At 61.5% G+C, this 15,489-nt stretch carries 15 protein-coding genes and 1 tRNA gene; 1 reads left to right on the top strand and 15 read right to left on the bottom strand.

What is annotated here, in order from left to right; translation table 11 throughout:
- Positions 1-14: 14 nt before the first annotated feature.
- On the bottom strand, positions 15-998 hold the full coding sequence (locus NL2_RS08990; RefSeq protein ID WP_068073869.1) for a glutaminase: 984 nt from the start codon (positions 996-998) through the stop codon (positions 15-17).
- Positions 999-1,629: 631 nt separating this feature from the next.
- Here NL2_RS08990 and NL2_RS08995 point away from each other — a divergent pair.
- Positions 1,630-2,715 carry a sensor histidine kinase gene (locus NL2_RS08995; RefSeq protein WP_068073872.1) on the top strand — a complete coding sequence of 362 codons (1,086 nt, stop codon included), beginning with the start codon at positions 1,630-1,632 and terminating at the stop codon, positions 2,713-2,715.
- Positions 2,716-3,193: 478 nt separating this feature from the next.
- Here NL2_RS08995 and hsdR read toward each other — a convergent pair whose 3' ends face one another.
- The 14 genes from hsdR to infA form a co-directional block, all read right to left on the bottom strand.
- On the bottom strand, positions 3,194-5,542 hold the full coding sequence (gene hsdR / locus NL2_RS09000; RefSeq protein ID WP_068073873.1) for an EcoAI/FtnUII family type I restriction enzme subunit R: 2,349 nt from the start codon (positions 5,540-5,542) through the stop codon (positions 3,194-3,196).
- Between the two features lie 4 nt (positions 5,543-5,546).
- Positions 5,547-6,788 carry a restriction endonuclease subunit S gene (locus tag NL2_RS09005; protein WP_084355994.1) on the bottom strand — a complete coding sequence of 414 codons (1,242 nt, stop codon included), beginning with the start codon at positions 6,786-6,788 and terminating at the stop codon, positions 5,547-5,549.
- On the bottom strand, positions 6,785-8,236 hold the full coding sequence (locus tag NL2_RS09010; protein ID WP_068073882.1) for a class I SAM-dependent DNA methyltransferase: 1,452 nt from the start codon (positions 8,234-8,236) through the stop codon (positions 6,785-6,787). Before NL2_RS09010 ends, NL2_RS09005 begins: the two co-directional genes overlap by 4 nt.
- 80 nt (positions 8,237-8,316) lie before the next feature.
- A complete protein-coding gene (locus tag NL2_RS09015) occupies positions 8,317-8,901 on the bottom strand; it encodes an SOS response-associated peptidase family protein (RefSeq protein ID WP_068073885.1) in 585 nt (194 codons plus the stop codon).
- A gap of 54 nt (positions 8,902-8,955) precedes the next feature.
- Positions 8,956-10,047, bottom strand: a complete 1,092-nt coding sequence (locus NL2_RS09020) for a tyrosine-type recombinase/integrase (RefSeq protein ID WP_068073888.1) — start codon at positions 10,045-10,047, stop codon at positions 8,956-8,958.
- A gap of 5 nt (positions 10,048-10,052) precedes the next feature.
- Positions 10,053-10,529 (bottom strand): helix-turn-helix domain-containing protein, encoded by a 477-nt coding sequence (locus NL2_RS21130; RefSeq protein ID WP_157083110.1) that lies wholly within the window; start codon positions 10,527-10,529, stop codon positions 10,053-10,055.
- Positions 10,530-10,533: 4 nt separating this feature from the next.
- Complete coding sequence (locus tag NL2_RS09025) at positions 10,534-10,701, bottom strand: helix-turn-helix domain-containing protein (RefSeq protein WP_068073890.1); 168 nt, start codon at positions 10,699-10,701, stop codon at positions 10,534-10,536.
- 123 nt (positions 10,702-10,824) lie between these two features.
- Positions 10,825-11,760 (bottom strand): hypothetical protein, encoded by a 936-nt coding sequence (locus tag NL2_RS21135; protein WP_157083111.1) that lies wholly within the window; start codon positions 11,758-11,760, stop codon positions 10,825-10,827.
- 53 nt (positions 11,761-11,813) lie between these two features.
- Positions 11,814-13,061 (bottom strand): tyrosine-type recombinase/integrase, encoded by a 1,248-nt coding sequence (locus NL2_RS09035; protein WP_068073894.1) that lies wholly within the window; start codon positions 13,059-13,061, stop codon positions 11,814-11,816.
- Between the two features lie 165 nt (positions 13,062-13,226).
- Positions 13,227-13,302: transfer RNA gene (locus NL2_RS09040), tRNA-Phe, on the bottom strand.
- Between the two features lie 108 nt (positions 13,303-13,410).
- Positions 13,411-13,590 carry a DNA gyrase inhibitor YacG gene (gene yacG, locus NL2_RS09045; protein WP_068073896.1) on the bottom strand — a complete coding sequence of 60 codons (180 nt, stop codon included), beginning with the start codon at positions 13,588-13,590 and terminating at the stop codon, positions 13,411-13,413.
- Positions 13,587-14,597 carry a ribonuclease E/G gene (locus NL2_RS09050; RefSeq protein WP_068073898.1) on the bottom strand — a complete coding sequence of 337 codons (1,011 nt, stop codon included), beginning with the start codon at positions 14,595-14,597 and terminating at the stop codon, positions 13,587-13,589. The genes yacG and NL2_RS09050 overlap by 4 nt, the downstream gene beginning before the upstream one ends.
- Positions 14,590-15,189: a Maf family protein gene (locus tag NL2_RS09055; RefSeq protein WP_068073900.1), complete on the bottom strand. Its 600-nt coding sequence runs from the start codon at positions 15,187-15,189 to the stop codon at positions 14,590-14,592. Before NL2_RS09055 ends, NL2_RS09050 begins: the two co-directional genes overlap by 8 nt.
- A gap of 10 nt (positions 15,190-15,199) precedes the next feature.
- On the bottom strand, positions 15,200-15,445 hold the full coding sequence (gene infA, locus NL2_RS09060) for a translation initiation factor IF-1 (RefSeq protein ID WP_068073902.1): 246 nt from the start codon (positions 15,443-15,445) through the stop codon (positions 15,200-15,202).
- Positions 15,446-15,489 lie beyond the last annotated feature (44 nt).

Below are 15,489 nucleotides of genomic sequence, written 5' to 3' on the forward strand. Positions count from 1 at the left end.
GCCCACCCCCACCCTCAATCCACGAAATGGCTGCCGATCTTGCGCCCCGCGCGGCCGCTGTCGGGGGAGACCGGTTCGAACACCGACCAGCCGGTGCGCTGCACCAGCCGTTCCAGCGCCAGCGTGCCGAGGTGCGAATTGCCGCGCTCGTTCAGGCCGGGCGACCACACCGCGATCGAGGCGATGCCCGGCGCGATCGAGAGGATGCCGCCGCCCACGCCCGATTTGCCCGGCAGGCCCACGCGATAGGCGAACTCGCCCGATCCGTCGTAGTGGCCGCAGGTCAGCATCAGCGCCAGGATGCGCCGCGCGCGCTGGGGCGAAACCACCGATCGCCCGGTCTCGGGATTGCGCCCGCCGCACATCAGAAAGCGCCCGGCCAGCGCCAGCTGCCGGCAGTTCATCGCCAGCGCACACTGGTGGAAATAGATGCCCAGCGTCTTTTCGATCGGGTGCCGCACGTTGCCGAACGCGCGCATGTAACTGGCCAGCGCCGCGTTGCGGAATCCCGTCTGCTCCTCGCCGCGCGCGACGTGATCGTCGATCACGATGGTGTCGTCGCCCGCCAGCGCGCGCATGAAGCGCAGGAATTCGGCAATCGCCTCGCGCGGTTCGTACCGTGCCAGCAGGATGTCCGAGACCACGATCGCGCCGGCGTTGATGAACGGATTGCGCGGGATGCCCTTTTCGGTTTCCAGCTGGACGATCGAATTGAACGCGCTGCCCGAAGGCTCGCGCCCCACGCGGCTCCACAACGCATCGCCCACCGCGCCCAGCGCCATCGTCAGCCCGAACACCTTGGTGATCGACTGTACCGAAAACGCCTGCTCGGCATCGCCCGCGACATGCACCGACCCGTCGACCGACACGATTGCCATGCCGAAATGCGCGGGCGACACCGCCGCCAGGTTGGGAATGTAGTCCGCCACTTTCCCGCGCTCGACCGCCAGCGCCATTTCCTCGGCGATCTCGTCGACGATGATCTGCAGATGATCCATGATGCCTGTCCCCCGGCGCCCATCCGCCAGCGCACACAGCTTGCCGCGAGTTGCCCCGCGATGCCAGCGGGAAGAGGGGGGGGAGCCGTCAATTCCGCCCCCGCCGGGGGCGGGGGACCATCCGCAGGATGGTGGAGGGGTGAAGCGCTTGGCCACCTTTGGTCGTGATAGGTTGGTGTCCGATGCTTGCCTTTCAGAGCATCGGAGATGGTCCTAAACCAGTCATTCCCGCAAAGAGCGGCCAATTTATCGCGAAAAACCGGCATTGAGACTTCGCCGTCATTGAAGGCCATGGCGAAAAATGACCGTTGATGTCAGAAGCTGCCTTAGGCCGCACTCTGATCTGCGAGACCGGCGCCGCCTTGAGAGTTGACGTTTGGCGATACCATCGGCCATTGCCTTATGCAATATGCCCGGCCTGTTGCCGCAGTTGCGATGTATTCCGCGAGCCTTGTCTGCGAAGCTTGGGTTAGGCTTGGCCATTGCGACGTGGTAGGTACTCCACATCACCTGACCGCATATGCAGGCGTCCCGTGACAGTGGGACGATCGCGCCCTCGCCTGCAACGCGAGGGAAACGATGATAATGACGGTGACAAAAGCCGACGCACTGAACCGGCGGACCGTTTGAAATGTCAATCACGCTCCCGGTGCGGACGCTCGAAGAAGCGAACCTGCTGGCCCAGGCCATCGTCAATACCATCCCTGAACCTTTCCTGGTGCTCGATGCCGACTTGCGCGTGCTCGAAGCCAGCCGTTCGTTCTACGAGGTGTTCAAGGTCGAGCCGACGGCGACTCAAGGGCGGATGCTTTATGCGTTGGGCGACGGCCAATGGGACATTCCAGCGTTGCGGCTGCTGCTCGAAACGATCCTGCCCGAGCGCGTGGCGATGGACCACTTCGAGGTCGATCACGATTTCCCCGCAATCGGCTGGCGCGTGATGCTGCTCAACGCGCGGAAGGTGCTCTACGACGAGAGCGATACCATGGCGATCCTGCTGGCTTTTCGCGACGTGACAGAACGGCGCGCGATCGAGCGCGAAAAGGAAGCGCTGCTGGAGCGCTCGGAAGAACTCCGGCGGCAAAATGATGTGCTGCTGCAGGAAATGAAGCATCGCGTCGCCAACAGCCTGCAGATCATCGCGAGCATCCTGTTGCTCAAGGCGCGAACAGTGAATTCGGACGAAACGAGCTTTCACCTCAGAGACGCGCACCAACGGGTCATGTCGGTCGCCTCCGTCCAGCGCTATCTCGATATGACCAACGGAATCGACCAGATCGAAGTCGGCAATTACCTGACCAAGCTGTGTGATGGCTTGGGTTCGTCTATGATCAGTGCGGACCGACCGGTCGATATCAGCGTTGTGTCGGATGGCGCCATGATTCCTTCGTCAACAGCTGTCAGCCTAGGTTTGATCGTGACCGAACTGGTGATTAATGCGCTCAAATACGCCTTCCCTGACGCGCATCGTCTAAATCTGATCACGGTCAGTTACCACATCACAAACGACGTCTGGACTTTAGCCGTGGCGGATAACGGGGTCGGGAGGATAGCCGACGTACCGCCAAAGGCGAGCGGCGGCCTTGGCACAAACATTGTCGCTGCACTCGCCAACAGCTTGAATGCCGTGGTTGAGACGACCGGCGTCGGCCCCGGATTTTCTGTGACGATCAGCCAGCAGCTACCTTTACCCCAAGCACAACCGGTCCACCAATGATCGTAAACCTGTTCCCGGCCATGTTTGTCGGTCTGTCCGGCATCACTGTCCCGCAGATCCTAAGCGCCGCGAATGGTCAGAGCAATCGCAATTGCCGTAAGGCCAGTTTTTCCCGAAGCGGTCATGCGTCGCTTGCGCGCGGTACGGCGGAACTGGGTCGACAACAGTCGAATTGCGTGGGCTGAATGGAGGGGTGGCTTTCAGTTGAGTCATGGCCAGAACCGGTCAGGCTGTAATCGGCCTCGCTCCTGTCCTTCGTTTTCGAAATCGAAAATCCCGAACAGCCTGCCCGATACGGGAGAAGTTAGAGAAGTTGTCGGTTGCCGAACCGCACGCCGATGCCCTCGGGCACGGCCCGGCAAGTGGTGCCGGGGACGGCATCGAATTGAACGGGCAAATAGTTGATATATAACGAACAAATCAGTTATTTTTCGCAAGTGGCCCCCAATGTGGCCCTCCGTTGTCTAAAAATCTTGGCTTAGAAGCGATTTTTGCTCTCGTCGTCCGCGTCGTAAAGCTGGCGCTGGAAGCCCCGGAACGTGCTTCGAATATCGGCTACGCTGCCCAGCTCCCGCACGGCATCGCTAGGCGAGCCATACTTCAGGTCGAGCAGGTCGGGCAGCTTGTCCATGCCCAGTTCGGCTTCGCCTTCCTCCACGTATTGCGAGAGGACGAAATCGAGGAACGCTTGCTGCTTGGCTCCATAGCCAGACAGGATGCTGGCGCGATGCGTGCCTGCCCGTTCGGACCGCTTCAAGGGGTGTTTGGTGTGCGCGATGTAGTTCAGCACGTCGAACAGGTCCGATTGCTCCGCGTCGATCATCGTGCGCACCTGTGAAAGCTGTTCGCCGTCGAAGCCACGTTCGGCCAGGCCAGCGATCAGGGCGGCGCGTGTTTCCGGTTCGCTCCAGATCGCGCGCAACTCTTCTTCGTCGCGAAAAAGTTCGGGCAGCTTGCCGAACAGGCTTTCGACAAATTGCGCGGCGGAAATCGGTTTGCCCGACGCATCCCAAAAGGTGGACGCGCTCATATGCTGAAGCACGCGCTCCTTGCCGTCCGCCAGCTTGATCACCAGCCGCTGCTTGGGCGGATCATCCTCGCCGGGGTCGCCGCCGTCGGGCGGCGTTGGGCCACCTTCCGGCTTGCCGCGCGGCTGGCCGGGTGGATCAGGTTCCAGCGGCTCGCCGTCCCACTCCGGATCATTGAACAGCTCATAGGCCTTCACGAAATCGTAGATCGTGAAGTAGTCCTTGCCATCGAATAGACGCGTGCCGCGCCCAATGATCTGCTTGAACTCGATCATGTTGGTGATCGGGCGCATCAGCACGATGTTGCGGATGTTCCGCGCGTCCACCCCGGTCGAAAGCTTTTGCGAGGTGGTCAGGATAGTGGGGACGGTCTTTTCGTTGTCCTGAAACACGCGCAGCCATGCTTCGCCCCGCGCCCCGTCGTTGGCGGTCACGCGGACGCAATAGTTCGGGTCGGAGTTCTTCTTGGCCTGATTGATTAGATCGCGGACCTGTGCGGCGTGGGTTTGCGTGGCACAGAACACCAATGTTTTTTCGCGCTGGTTGATCCGCTCCATGAAGATTTTGACGCGGTAGCGCTCGCGCGCCTCAATCTCGATTGTCCGGTTGAAGTCGCCTTCCTTGTAGCGCTTGCCCTCTTCAACCTCGCCGGATTCGATCTCGTCGCCGGGAGTATAGACGTAATCGTCAATCGTCGTGCCCAGCTCCACCACTTTGAACGGGGTCAGATAGCCGTCGTTGATCCCCTCTTTCAGCGAGTAGGTGTAAACCGGATCGCCGAAGTACGCATAGGTATCGACATTGTCGCGGCGCTTGGGTGTGGCAGTCAGGCCGATCTGCACGGCTGGCGCGAAATATTCCAGAATGCCGCGCCACTCGCTGCCATCCTTGGCCCCGGCACGGTGGCATTCGTCGATGATGATGCAATCGAAGAAGTCGGGCGGATAATCCTGATAGTTGAACGCCGGTTCCGCTTCCGTCCCGCCTTCGGTGGCAACCGACTGAAAGATGGTGAAGAACACGCTGCCGTTCTTGGGCACGCGACCCTTCTTGCGGATTTCGGCTGGCGTGATCCGCACCAGCGCATCGTCGTCGAACGCGGAAAAGCTGTTGTAGGCCTGATCGGCCAGGATGTTGCGATCCGCCAGAAACAGGATGCGCGGGCGCCGCGCCGGTTCCGTCCCGGCTTTCCAGTCGTGAAGGTTCCAGCGCGACTGGAACAGCTTCCACGCGATCTGGAAGGCCACGGCGGTCTTTCCGGTGCCGGTGGCGAGGGTCAGCAGGATGCGGTCCTTGCCCGCCGCGATGGCAGCCAGCGACTTTTCGATGGCGTTATACTGGTAATAGCGCGGATCGAACTTGCCGCCGGTTTCATAGGGCACGGCGGCGAAGCGATCGCGCCAGTTGTTGGCGTGGGCAAAGGTTTCGTCCCAAAGCTCCTGCGGCGTGGGCCAGCGATCGACCAGCCCTTCCGCGCCGGTGTGCATATCGATGCGATAGATCGCGCGGCCATTGGCGGCATAGGCGAAGCGGATCTGCAACCGTTCGGCATAGTCCTTGGCCTGCGCCACGCCTTCGCCCACTTCCAGCCCGACGCGCTTGGCCTCCACGGCGGCCAGCTTGGTGTTGCGATAGACCAACACGTAATCCGCCGAGAGCGCCTGCGCCCGCTTGCCCGAACCCATCAGCCGCCCCGGCGCGATCACCTCGCGACGCGTGCGGCTGTCGCCCACCGCGCCCCAGCCGGCGGCGGCGAGCGCGGGGTCGATCAGTTCGGCGCGGGTTTCGGCTTCGTTCATCGGATCAGGTCAGTTCCCCGGCGAAGGCTTTTTGCAGGAGCGATTGTTTGAGTTCGGCGAAGGCGGCGAGTTTGGCTTGATAGACCGCTTGCAGTGCTTGGATATGCTCCGAAAAGGTGTCCAGTCTAACAACAATTTCGTTCTGAACAGAGACGTCAACGGGATAGTTGATCACTTCAGCCCGCAAGATCGTGGCATTTATGTTGGCTTGATTGACTGATTGCGCAGCCTTTGCCCGCACCTTTTCGAGGAACGAATTTGAGTTCATAACGTATCCGGCAAAGCGCGATGCCATTTTCTTCGGATCGAAGATGACCCGGATTAGATAGGATGCAAAGCAATAAGGTCCTTCAAGTGAGAAGACCCCGGTCTTCCCAACCAACGCAATGCTGTTCGTGCGATTGAAAAGAACGTCGCCTTTCCGCAAGCGATAGGGCTCAAAGTCAGCAGCCGCCATGTCGATGTGCTTCATTTGGCCAGTATCAACCATCCGGCCGCCCTGCACCTCACCCATGCGGAAAATCTTGTAGCCAACGCCTTGAGTGTTCATGGTTCCAGAGATGCCATATTGCGTCTCGCAGACCTCACCGAGCGGTGTTGTAGTCCAGCCGTGGCCCTTGCCGGTGGCGATGGATTCCAGATAATTCTCAAAAAGGGCGCGGGCGTTGGTCAGGTTTTTCTGCGCGTTCGCCGTCGCGGTGGCGATGCCTGCAAAGCCTTTGTCCAACATCGCAACAATCCGCCGCTGCTCGTCGAGCGGGGGGAGCAAGAAGCCCAATCCCTTGAGATGGGTTGTTGTAACAACCTGCTGGCCTGATGTGCCGCCGATCCCGGCATCAATCATCGATTTGCCTAAGTCAGATTGCAAAACGTATTTCAAAAAGTAAGGATTTAGAATTTTACTATTTGGGCGAATCAAGCCAAGCGCACGAGTAAATATGAAGCGGACACCGGAACTTCCTTCGAAAACATTACATTTATTGATGGACCCTTTCCCAACAATTGCTAAAATTAAATCGCCTTTTATAAGCTCAGATTTGAAATTTTCATCAAAAACTTTTGCGCTAATCGTATCCGCAGAATCATAACGAATACGATCGTCATAAATGTCCTTGGTTTTTAAAACCCTATAAGCAGCTACTCCTGCTTTGTCATATTTCGGATTTGGCCCTTGTGTGATCCGCAAACAGGCATCCGCCAGTCGAATTTTCTTCCAACCGGCGGGTATTTTTTGTTCCAAACTCACAGCAGCGCCCTGATCTCGGCCAAAAACCCCGCGCTCTCCGCATCGAGCGCAGCGATCTCCTCCAGAATGGCTGCCGGGCTGCGCAGCGCCACAACCTCGCCCGCGTCGGGGTTCTTCACCGAAAGGTCAAAGCTGGCGGGATCGATCGCGCTGCGCTCCACGCTCCAGCTCTTGGGGCTGGTGGCGAACACGGCCTGCAAGTCCACGAACTCGGCTAGATCGGCATCGTTCAGCGGGTTGGTCTTGCCCATGTTGCGCCCGGGATCGAGCTGGTAATACCACACGCGCCGGGTGGCCTCGCCCTTCTCGAAGAACAGCACCACCGTCTTCACCCCCGCGCCCTGAAACGTGCCGCCGGGCATATCGAGCACGGTGTGGAGGTTGCAGCTTTCCAGCAGTTCCTTGCGCAGCGCCACGCTGGCGTTGTCAGAGTTCGACAGGAAGGTGTTCTTGATCACGATGGCTGCCGCCCCTCCCGCGCGCAGCGACTTGATGAAGTGCTGGAGGAACAGGAAGGCGGTTTCCCCGGTCTTGATCGGGAAGTTCTGCTGGATTTCGGGCCGCTCCTTGCCACCGAACGGCGGGTTGGCCAGGATCACGTCGTAGCGGTCCTTCTCCTGAATATCGTTCAGGTTCTCGCCCAGCGTGTTGGTGTGCAGGATGTTGGGCGCTTCGATGCCATGCAGGATCATGTTCATGATCGCGATCACATAGGCGAGCGACTTCTTCTCCTTGCCGTAGAACGTGCGGGTTTGCAGGGTTTCACGGTCGCCGGTCGATTTCGCCAGCGGCTTCATGAAGTCATAGGCTTCGCACAGGAAGCCAGCCGAACCCGCCGCGCCGTCGTAAATCTTGTCGCCGATCTGCGGTTTCACCACCTTGATCATCGCGCGGATCAGCGGGCGCGGGGTGTAGTATTCCCCGCCGTTGCGCCCGGCGTTGCCCATGTTCTTGATCTTGGCTTCATACAGGTGCGAAAGCTCGTGCTTCTGGTCTTGGCTGCGGAATGACAGCCCGTCGATCAGCTCCAGCGCATCGCGCAGCGAATAGCCCGAGTTGAAGCGGTTCTTGATCTCGCCGAAAATCTCGCCGATCTTGTATTCGATGGTATCGGGCGCGGGCGCGCGCTGCTTGAACCCCTGCAAGTACGGGAACAGCGTGACGTTCACGTAATCGATCAGGTCCGGCCCGGTCAGCGCCGCGTTGTGATCGAATTTGCCCGCCGCATCCTTGGGCGCTGCCCATTTGCTCCAGCGGTGGGCGGCATCGATGATCGGCGCATAGGGCTTGCCGCGCAGTTCCGCATCCAGCGCGCGGTCCACCTCCAGCTCGTCGAGGTATTTGAGAAACAGAATCCAGCTGGTCTGTTCGGTGTAATCCAGTTCGGTGGTGCAACCGGCCTCTTTACGCAGGACGTCGTCGATGTTTCGGAAGGTCTGTTCAAACATGGCGGGGGCTTAGCAGCGCGTTCGGTTGGTCGCCAAGGGGATAAGGGAAACGGCGGGGCGGTAGTCGGTGAACCCGCGCGCTATTCCATGATCATCAACTGCGATGGGAACGGCGCGGCCAACGTGCAGGCATCGGCAAAGTCCGTTGACAGCCATCGGTCATAGTCTCCGGGGTGGAGGATCACCGGCATCGCCTTGGGATGCAGCGGCGCGACCAGCGGGTTGGGTTCGCAAGTCAGGAAGGCAAAGGCATGACCGGCCCCGGTTGCCCGCCAGACGCCCGCAAAGGCGGACAGGGGGCCATCCTTTACTGCAAACCAATGTTCCTCCCGCCCCGCGTTCAGCTTCGGCTCTGCGAAAGACGTGAACGGCACAAGACAGCGTTGCGCTGGCGCTGCCAGCAGCGATTTCCAATACGGACTGGCCAGATTGCGGACATTGGTGACGTGCTTGGTTATCGTCGTTCCCGGTCGCTTGCCCGGCAGCGTCAACGGCACGCCCCATGCCATACTGTCCAGCGCCTTGCGGTTATCAACGATGCGCACCACCAAGGCTTGGCGTTTGGGCCACAGGTCCGGCTCCGGCAGCCGGTCATACAAATCCCAGCCGATATATTCCTGCCATGTCGAAATGGCGTCCGGGTGGTTTCGGTAGTGGTTGCACATTGTCGCAAGATACCGGCTGGCTCGCGGGCCGCAACGGCACGTTGGCCAATTGATTTAATTGCTTTCGTCCACGATGCGGCGCGCCAGTTCGATCAGATCGGATGGAAACGTTGAATGACCTGCCGTCTTGGCCACGGCGCGGATCAGTTCGCCCTGCCGATAGACCGGGACGTTTCCATAGCTGGTGAACGTAGTCAGCACGTCAGCATGTCCCAAATTCTGCGACCATGCTTTCATCTGTTCAGGCGACAGGTTCAGCGTCATGGCATGACGGACAAGCATGCTCCTGAAGCTGTGCGGGTTGAAGTAGGGCAGGCCAGCCGCTGCGAAGGCCTTGCGGAAAACTTCGCGGATCGGCTCGGTTGTGGACCATGCGCGGCGCTGCAAACCCGACGCGACAAAGCCGCCGCTCTCGCCCACTGTCATAGCGGTGGCGGGGAAAAGTGCATCCGCCGATCCCCAAAGGTGGGCTTCGCGCAGTTCCTGGGTCCATGTGCCGACGATCTCCAGCGCTTCGCCTCCCACCGGCATGAAATACGTGCGGAAGGTTTTGGCGAACTTGGTGTGGACCACGCGCGCGTCCTGCTCGACATAGCCACCCCCGAAGTTGACGTGGCCAAGCTGGAACGAGGCGAGCGCATTGACCCGCGCGCCGGTTATGGCGGCGAAGGCGATCAGTGCACGGTCGCGCCGCTCCAGCACGGTTTCAGTGGGCATGACTGACAGTACGTGGTGAACCTGCTCCAGCCTCGGGACCGGCTGCTCGCGGCGGGCGCGGGCGATGTTCACGTCCTTTTCGGAAAGGTTGAAATAGTCCGACCCGGCATATTCGATATGCGACTTGTAGCCCGGCTGGTGCGCCAGCCAGAAGAAGAAGGCCTTCAGATCGCGAAGTGTGGAAAGCAACGTCGCCTTGCTCAGCCTTTCGCCAGTCCGGGCGCTATTCATCTCGGCCAATCGGCGTTTGAAGGCCATCGCCTGTTCGCGGTGAAAGCGCTTGAAGTCCTTAGCGCCGGTCGAAAGTTCGAAGCGAGATAGCGCCTTTGCGACGCAATCAATCGTGGCGTCGTCGCGACCGCGTGCGTCCTTCAGATACCGGAAATAGTCGCGCTTGATCCGCTCATTTGCGGCGTTGTGTTTGGGCATATCGATCAACTCCCTTGAAAGTCACAGTTGGTGGAGGGTGAGGGGCGGCTAATTAGGCGTGGCTGGCCTTCCGTAATGTGGACGGCGATTCCCGGCATGACGCTGGCCAGATCGGCCTTGCGGACCCGGCGATGCATCAAGCCCTCGCAGTGGTCGCATAAGGCGCGCAGATTGCCGCCGGTGGGGCTGTGCGGGGTGTATTCAACCATCGCCAACGCAGGTGCCCGTGGGGCACGGCAGCGGAAGCAAAAGATGGTCCCGGGTGTGCAGGGGGACTTCCGCTTGGCGTTCGCCTTCGTCAGGAAGGCACGAACCCGTTCGCCTTGAAACAGGTAGGGCCTCCGTGGCTCATTGGCTTCCAGTCCATTGGCCTGCCAATTGCGCACCGTGTTCTTGTGGACACCACAGCAGGCCGCCAACTCCTGCACGCTGTAGCTGCGATGCATCCTGACGCGAAAGGGATTGATCCGGCGAGCTGGCATCGGATCAATCCTGCGCTTCGATCAGGCGCTTGATCGATTCCGCACGGATCAGCGTACGGCGGCCCCACTTGAAGGACTCCAGCCGATGGTCAGCGATCATTGCGTAAACGGAAGTTCGACCGAGACTAAGCAGCCGGGCGGTATCATTGATGGAGTAGGCGAGGCGTTCCATAGGTGTACTCCCATGTCGCTGGCGATTGTCAGCGACTGGCAGCAAACATCGGGGAATTTCGCGCCTAAGTCGGACGAAAGGGCCGAAAATAGGCCAGCAATTCAACGGAACGGAATTTTCAGCCTACTTTTTGAACTCTTTCCACAGTCGACTTGCATAAGGCCTAACCGTGCTTTCAGAAGGTTCTTTGTCGGCTTTTTCGAGATGGCGCTGGAATGCTTTCTCCACTTGGGCCTGATTATCAGGAATGAGTTCCGCACGGAAAATTTGGCCCCAGATCGCCGTGGTGGCGGCGTCCCAATCGTATTCCTGCTTGCGACCTCGACGAATCGGGTCAGTCAATAAGGCGGCTTCCTTGGCCGGTCCAAGCGAGGCGAGGGAGGGCCGATAGAAATGCACACCGCTTAAAGTGATCCAGCGAATTCCGTGCGGTCCGATGCCCCGGCCAGAAAACATTCCTGTTTCCCAAACTTGGGCACTTTGGTTGGGCGACGTAAAGTTGGTCCAGAACCACGGCTCAATGTCCCACTCTCGTTCCTGCCATGACCAATCATATTCGTCGCGACCAGCAACCGAACCTTGAGCAAGCACGGCGCGAGACGCGATGAAGCCAAGGCGAGCCTGCGCGATGATCTCGGTGCCCGCTCCCAATCCGGTTGCATGATATTCGGTGAAGGCGAGATTTCGCGCGACCTTGGCTGAAAGCCAATCCGGATTACCCGCCACGGACAGCGACCGAGCGAGTAACGCCCGTTCTTCGGCTGGCCGAAGGTTCAGAATGCCAGCTAGGCCGAAGGTAACGCCATAGGCGCGCGCTTCTAAGTCCCCCTCAAATGCATCACTTGCAAAATCGCCCGATTCCCAATCCTGGGTTAGATCGTTGTAGCGGTCGTCAGTCCAGAAATTCGCAGGGATTGCGCGGGATTTTGTTGGCTCCCCTTCCACGACAAACCGTTCGGCACGCGCCGCGATCAGGCCGTCGCGCAGCCGTGAAAGGAGCGCCTGCGAGTTTTCCGCGACTTTTGCAGCTGTTATAGCCGAAATCCATTGCTCCACCATGGTATCGGTAGAGCGGAAGAAACGCGCTTACTCAAGCGTGGGCATAAATCGCTTCAATGGCGTTTGCGGCCCAGCGGTATTATTTCGGCCCCGGTTCGCAACGTGCCCAGATGATCGGCCCACCATTGGGCCATTTCAACCCGTTCCTGCCAATGCGCACCGCGATGGTAGGCTGCTCGCACTGCGTCCTTGTCCTTATGCGCCAGCGCGCGTTCGATGGCGTCGGACGACCACTTGCCTGATTCGTTCAACAACGTGCTGGCCATGGCGCGGAAGCCGTGCGCTGTCATTTCGTCGCCAGAGTATCCCAATCTGCGCAGCGCCGCATTGACGGTGTTTTCCGACATGGGGCGGGCATAGGTGCGGATCGACGGGAAAACGTAGCGCCCGTCGCCAGTCAAACCTCGCATCTGATCCAAGATAGCCAGCGCTTGCGTGGACAGGGGAACGACGTGTTCGAGTCGCCCCTTCATCTTGTCCGCCGGAATGCGCCAGACCTTCGCGGCAGTATCGATCTCGCACCACTCGGCTTGGCGAAGTTCGCCCGGGCGGACGAATAGCAACGCGGATAACTGCAGCGCGGACTTTGTAACCGGACCGCCTTCGTAGCCATCCATCGCACGCAATAGTTCGCCCGCTTTCTGCGGATCGAGGATTGCCGCGTGGTGCTTGGCTTTGTGGGCGGTCAACGCACCGCGCAGATCGCGCGTCGGATCGGAGGCGGCAAACTGATTGGCAATCGCGAAGCGGAAAACTTGGCTGGAGAATTGCAGCGCGCGGTGTGCGGCTTCGGTGCGGCCAGTTGTCTCGTACTTGCGCACGGCTTCAAGCATTTCAAACGGTTCAATCTCGCCGATAGGCCGTTGACCGATTGCCCGATCTACCAGCTTCAGAAGCCATTCCTGCTTGGTGGTGGTAGCTTCGGCGCGGCCCTCACGCTTGCACTTGTCGATGTAGGCCTGCGCTACAGACGCGAACGAGTTGGCAGCGCTGACCTTGGCGGTGTGAAGGTCCTTGCGCTTCTTGTCTGCCGGATCGATGCCTTTCGCCAGCAGCGCCCGGGCGTCGTCGCGTAGATCGCGCGCATCCTTCAAGCCCACGTCCGGAAACGTACCTAGGCCTAGCTTTTTCTCAACTTTCTTGGGGTTGCCCGCTCCGTCGCGGCCATCAGTCCGGAACTTGAACCGCCAGAGCATCCCGCCTGATGGCTGCACCAGCAGGAACAGACCCTTTTCATCGGTCAGCTTATACGGCTTCGCCTTGGGCTTCGCGTTGCGGATGGTGGTGATGTTCAGTGCCATTTGGGGGCCACGCCTTTCGATCAATTCGAAGTGGCCCCCAGCGTGGCCCCCAGAATCACCCGATTGCAGGCGAACAGAGGTGAACCCCGGCGGTTAAGCCGGTGACATTTTTGGCAGATTTCTGGGGTTTTTGCAAGCTTTGGCGGCCAGTGGCGATCAGGCAAGTGGTGCCCGGGGACGGAATCGAACCGCCGACACCATGATTTTCAGTCATGTGCTCTACCAACTGAGCTACCCGGGCATCGCCCCCAGCGACGGCCCGTTGAGGACCGGCGAGCGATGGGAAGCGCGCCTATGGCGAGGTGCGCGCAATCTGTCCAGCCCCTTTGGCCTCAACCAACAAAACCCCTCAGGTTTCGTCCTCGGCCTCGGTCGGCGCAACGGGCAGGGCGTAGCCGTTGTCGAGCCACTTTACCAGATCGCGGTCGCGGCAGCGGGTGGAGCAGAACGGGGCGTGTTCGGCGCTGCGCGGCTTGCCGCAGATCGGGCAGGTGCGGACGCGCGGGCTTGGTTCGGGAGTCGGGCTCATGTGGCCAGCGCCTGCGCGAAAGCGGCGGCGGGGGCAAGCCCCGGCTGCTCGCGCCATTCGATCAGGCGGCCGGTGCGGCGCGCCAGTTCGTCGATCCAGTGGGCGGGCGTCGCGCGGATCACGGCGGGATGCGCGGTGAGCAGCAGGCGGCCCGGCTCGGCCACGCGCTCGGCCTTGCGCAGCAGCATCCGTGCGGCAGCGGCCGCGGGACGGCGGGCGAGCAGCGCGACGAGCGAGGGGCGTTCCAGCCGCGACACCAGCTGGACAAAGCCGAAGCCGTTCATCGCGGTGCGCTCACCACGCCAGCCATCGGGCACTTGCGCCAGCGCTGCGGCGATGGCCTCGTCCACTGCGTGCCGGTCGCGCTTTTCGGCGAGCGAGGGAAAGTCGATCCCGACCGATCCGCCAAGGTCGAGCCGTCCCAGTGCGGCGGCGATGGCGGGGGCGGCGGCCAGCGCCAGCTGGCGCGGGGGCAGGGTGCCGTCGACATCGACCAGCGTCATCGCCGGGGTCGGGCTGATGGTCAGGCTGCCGCCGGTGAACGCGATCTCGCCGGTCAGCGCCTGTTCGACCAGCTCGTCCCAGTCGGCGTCATCGAACGCGCGGTCGGTCACCGGCAGCAGGCGGACGGGGTCCGTGCCGGCGCGCAAGGTGTCGAGCAAGCCGGGCGCGGGGCGGGGCGTGTCGCGCGGGGCGGGGCGGGCGTGGGGCAGCTTGGTGCGGCCGCGCTCGGCAATGGCGGCGCGGGTGACGCGCAACATCAGGTGCGAGCCTTCGGTGGCTTCGGGGGGCAGGGCATCGACCAGCGCCTGCGCGCCATCGGCAAAGCGCGCGGTGCCGCGCCGGCTGGATGCGGCGCGCGCCACGATCTGGGCTTGCGCGACCAGGCCCGGGCGCAAGGTTCCGGCGGCGTCGCCCCAGTCGATCCGCGCGGCGCGGATTTCGCCGCGATCGAGCAGGATCGCGCGGTCCTCGCCGATGCCGGCCTCGACCAGCCACTCAGCCAAGGCGCAGGCCCGCCGCGAGCAGCAGCCGCCGCGCTTCGTACAATGGCAGGCCCATCACGCCCGAATGGCTGCCCGCAAGCCAGGCGCAAAAGCCTTCGGCGCTGCCCTGGATGGCATAGCCGCCGGCCTTGCCACGCCATTCGTCGCCCGCGATGTAATGATCGATTTCGTCGGTGGTCAGCCGCTTGAAGCGCACGATCGTCTCGCTCAGCGCCTCGCGCAGCTGGCCGTCGGGGGTGATGAGGGCGAGCGCGGAGAACACGCGGTGGCGGCGGCCCGAGAGCAGTTCGAGGCAGCGGCGCGCGGTCTGGGCGTCCTCCGCCTTGGGCAGGATGCGGCGGCCGGCGCCGACCACGGTGTCACCCGCCAGCACGATCGCGCCGGGGACTTGGCCGGCGGCGGCGCGCGCTTTCTCGGCGGCGAGGCGGATGGCGTGGGCGCGCGGCTGCTCGTCCTGGCGCGGGCTCTCGTCGATGTCGGTGGCCAGCACGCGATCGGGCGTCACGCCAAGGCGCGCCAGCAGGTCCAGCCGTCGCGGGCTGGCAGAGGCGAGGATCAGCGGCGGAGCAGGAGCGGTGTGGCTCCCGGTCACGGTTCAGTCCTCAGAACTGGCCGGGGCCGCCCCGGCCGGGCATGAACCGGTAGGTGATGCGACCCTTGGTGAGGTCGTAAGGGGTCAGCTCGACGAGCACTTCGTCGCCCACCAGCACGCGGATGCGGTTCTTGCGCATCTTGCCGGCGGTGTGGCCCAGGATCTCGTGATCGTTTTCGAGGCGCACGCGGAACATCGCGTTGGGCAACAGTTCAACGACCGTGCCGCGCATCTCGAGGAGTTCTTCTTTCGCCATAGGCGGGGTAGGTAGCCTTTCATACGGCGCGCAAGCCAGCGCGC

Source organism: Novosphingobium lentum NBRC 107847, from assembly GCF_001590965.1.
GTDB classification, from domain to species: domain Bacteria; phylum Pseudomonadota; class Alphaproteobacteria; order Sphingomonadales; family Sphingomonadaceae; genus Novosphingobium; species Novosphingobium lentum.

Coding starts and splice junctions, on each gene's coding strand:
- NL2_RS08990 (WP_068073869.1), bottom strand. CDS start 998: ATGGATCATCTGCAGATCATCGTCGACGAGATCGCCGAGGAAATGGCG.
- NL2_RS08995 (WP_068073872.1), top strand. CDS start 1,630: ATGTCAATCACGCTCCCGGTGCGGACGCTCGAAGAAGCGAACCTGCTG.
- hsdR (WP_068073873.1), bottom strand. CDS start 5,542: ATGAACGAAGCCGAAACCCGCGCCGAACTGATCGACCCCGCGCTCGCC.
- NL2_RS09010 (WP_068073882.1), bottom strand. CDS start 8,236: ATGTTTGAACAGACCTTCCGAAACATCGACGACGTCCTGCGTAAAGAG.
- NL2_RS09015 (WP_068073885.1), bottom strand. CDS start 8,901: ATGTGCAACCACTACCGAAACCACCCGGACGCCATTTCGACATGGCAG.
- NL2_RS09020 (WP_068073888.1), bottom strand. CDS start 10,047: ATGCCCAAACACAACGCCGCAAATGAGCGGATCAAGCGCGACTATTTC.
- NL2_RS21130 (WP_157083110.1), bottom strand. CDS start 10,529: ATGCCAGCTCGCCGGATCAATCCCTTTCGCGTCAGGATGCATCGCAGC.
- NL2_RS09025 (WP_068073890.1), bottom strand. CDS start 10,701: ATGGAACGCCTCGCCTACTCCATCAATGATACCGCCCGGCTGCTTAGT.
- NL2_RS21135 (WP_157083111.1), bottom strand. CDS start 11,760: ATGGTGGAGCAATGGATTTCGGCTATAACAGCTGCAAAAGTCGCGGAA.
- NL2_RS09035 (WP_068073894.1), bottom strand. CDS start 13,061: ATGGCACTGAACATCACCACCATCCGCAACGCGAAGCCCAAGGCGAAG.
- yacG (WP_068073896.1), bottom strand. CDS start 13,590: ATGAGCCCGACTCCCGAACCAAGCCCGCGCGTCCGCACCTGCCCGATC.
- infA (WP_068073902.1), bottom strand. CDS start 15,445: ATGGCGAAAGAAGAACTCCTCGAGATGCGCGGCACGGTCGTTGAACTG.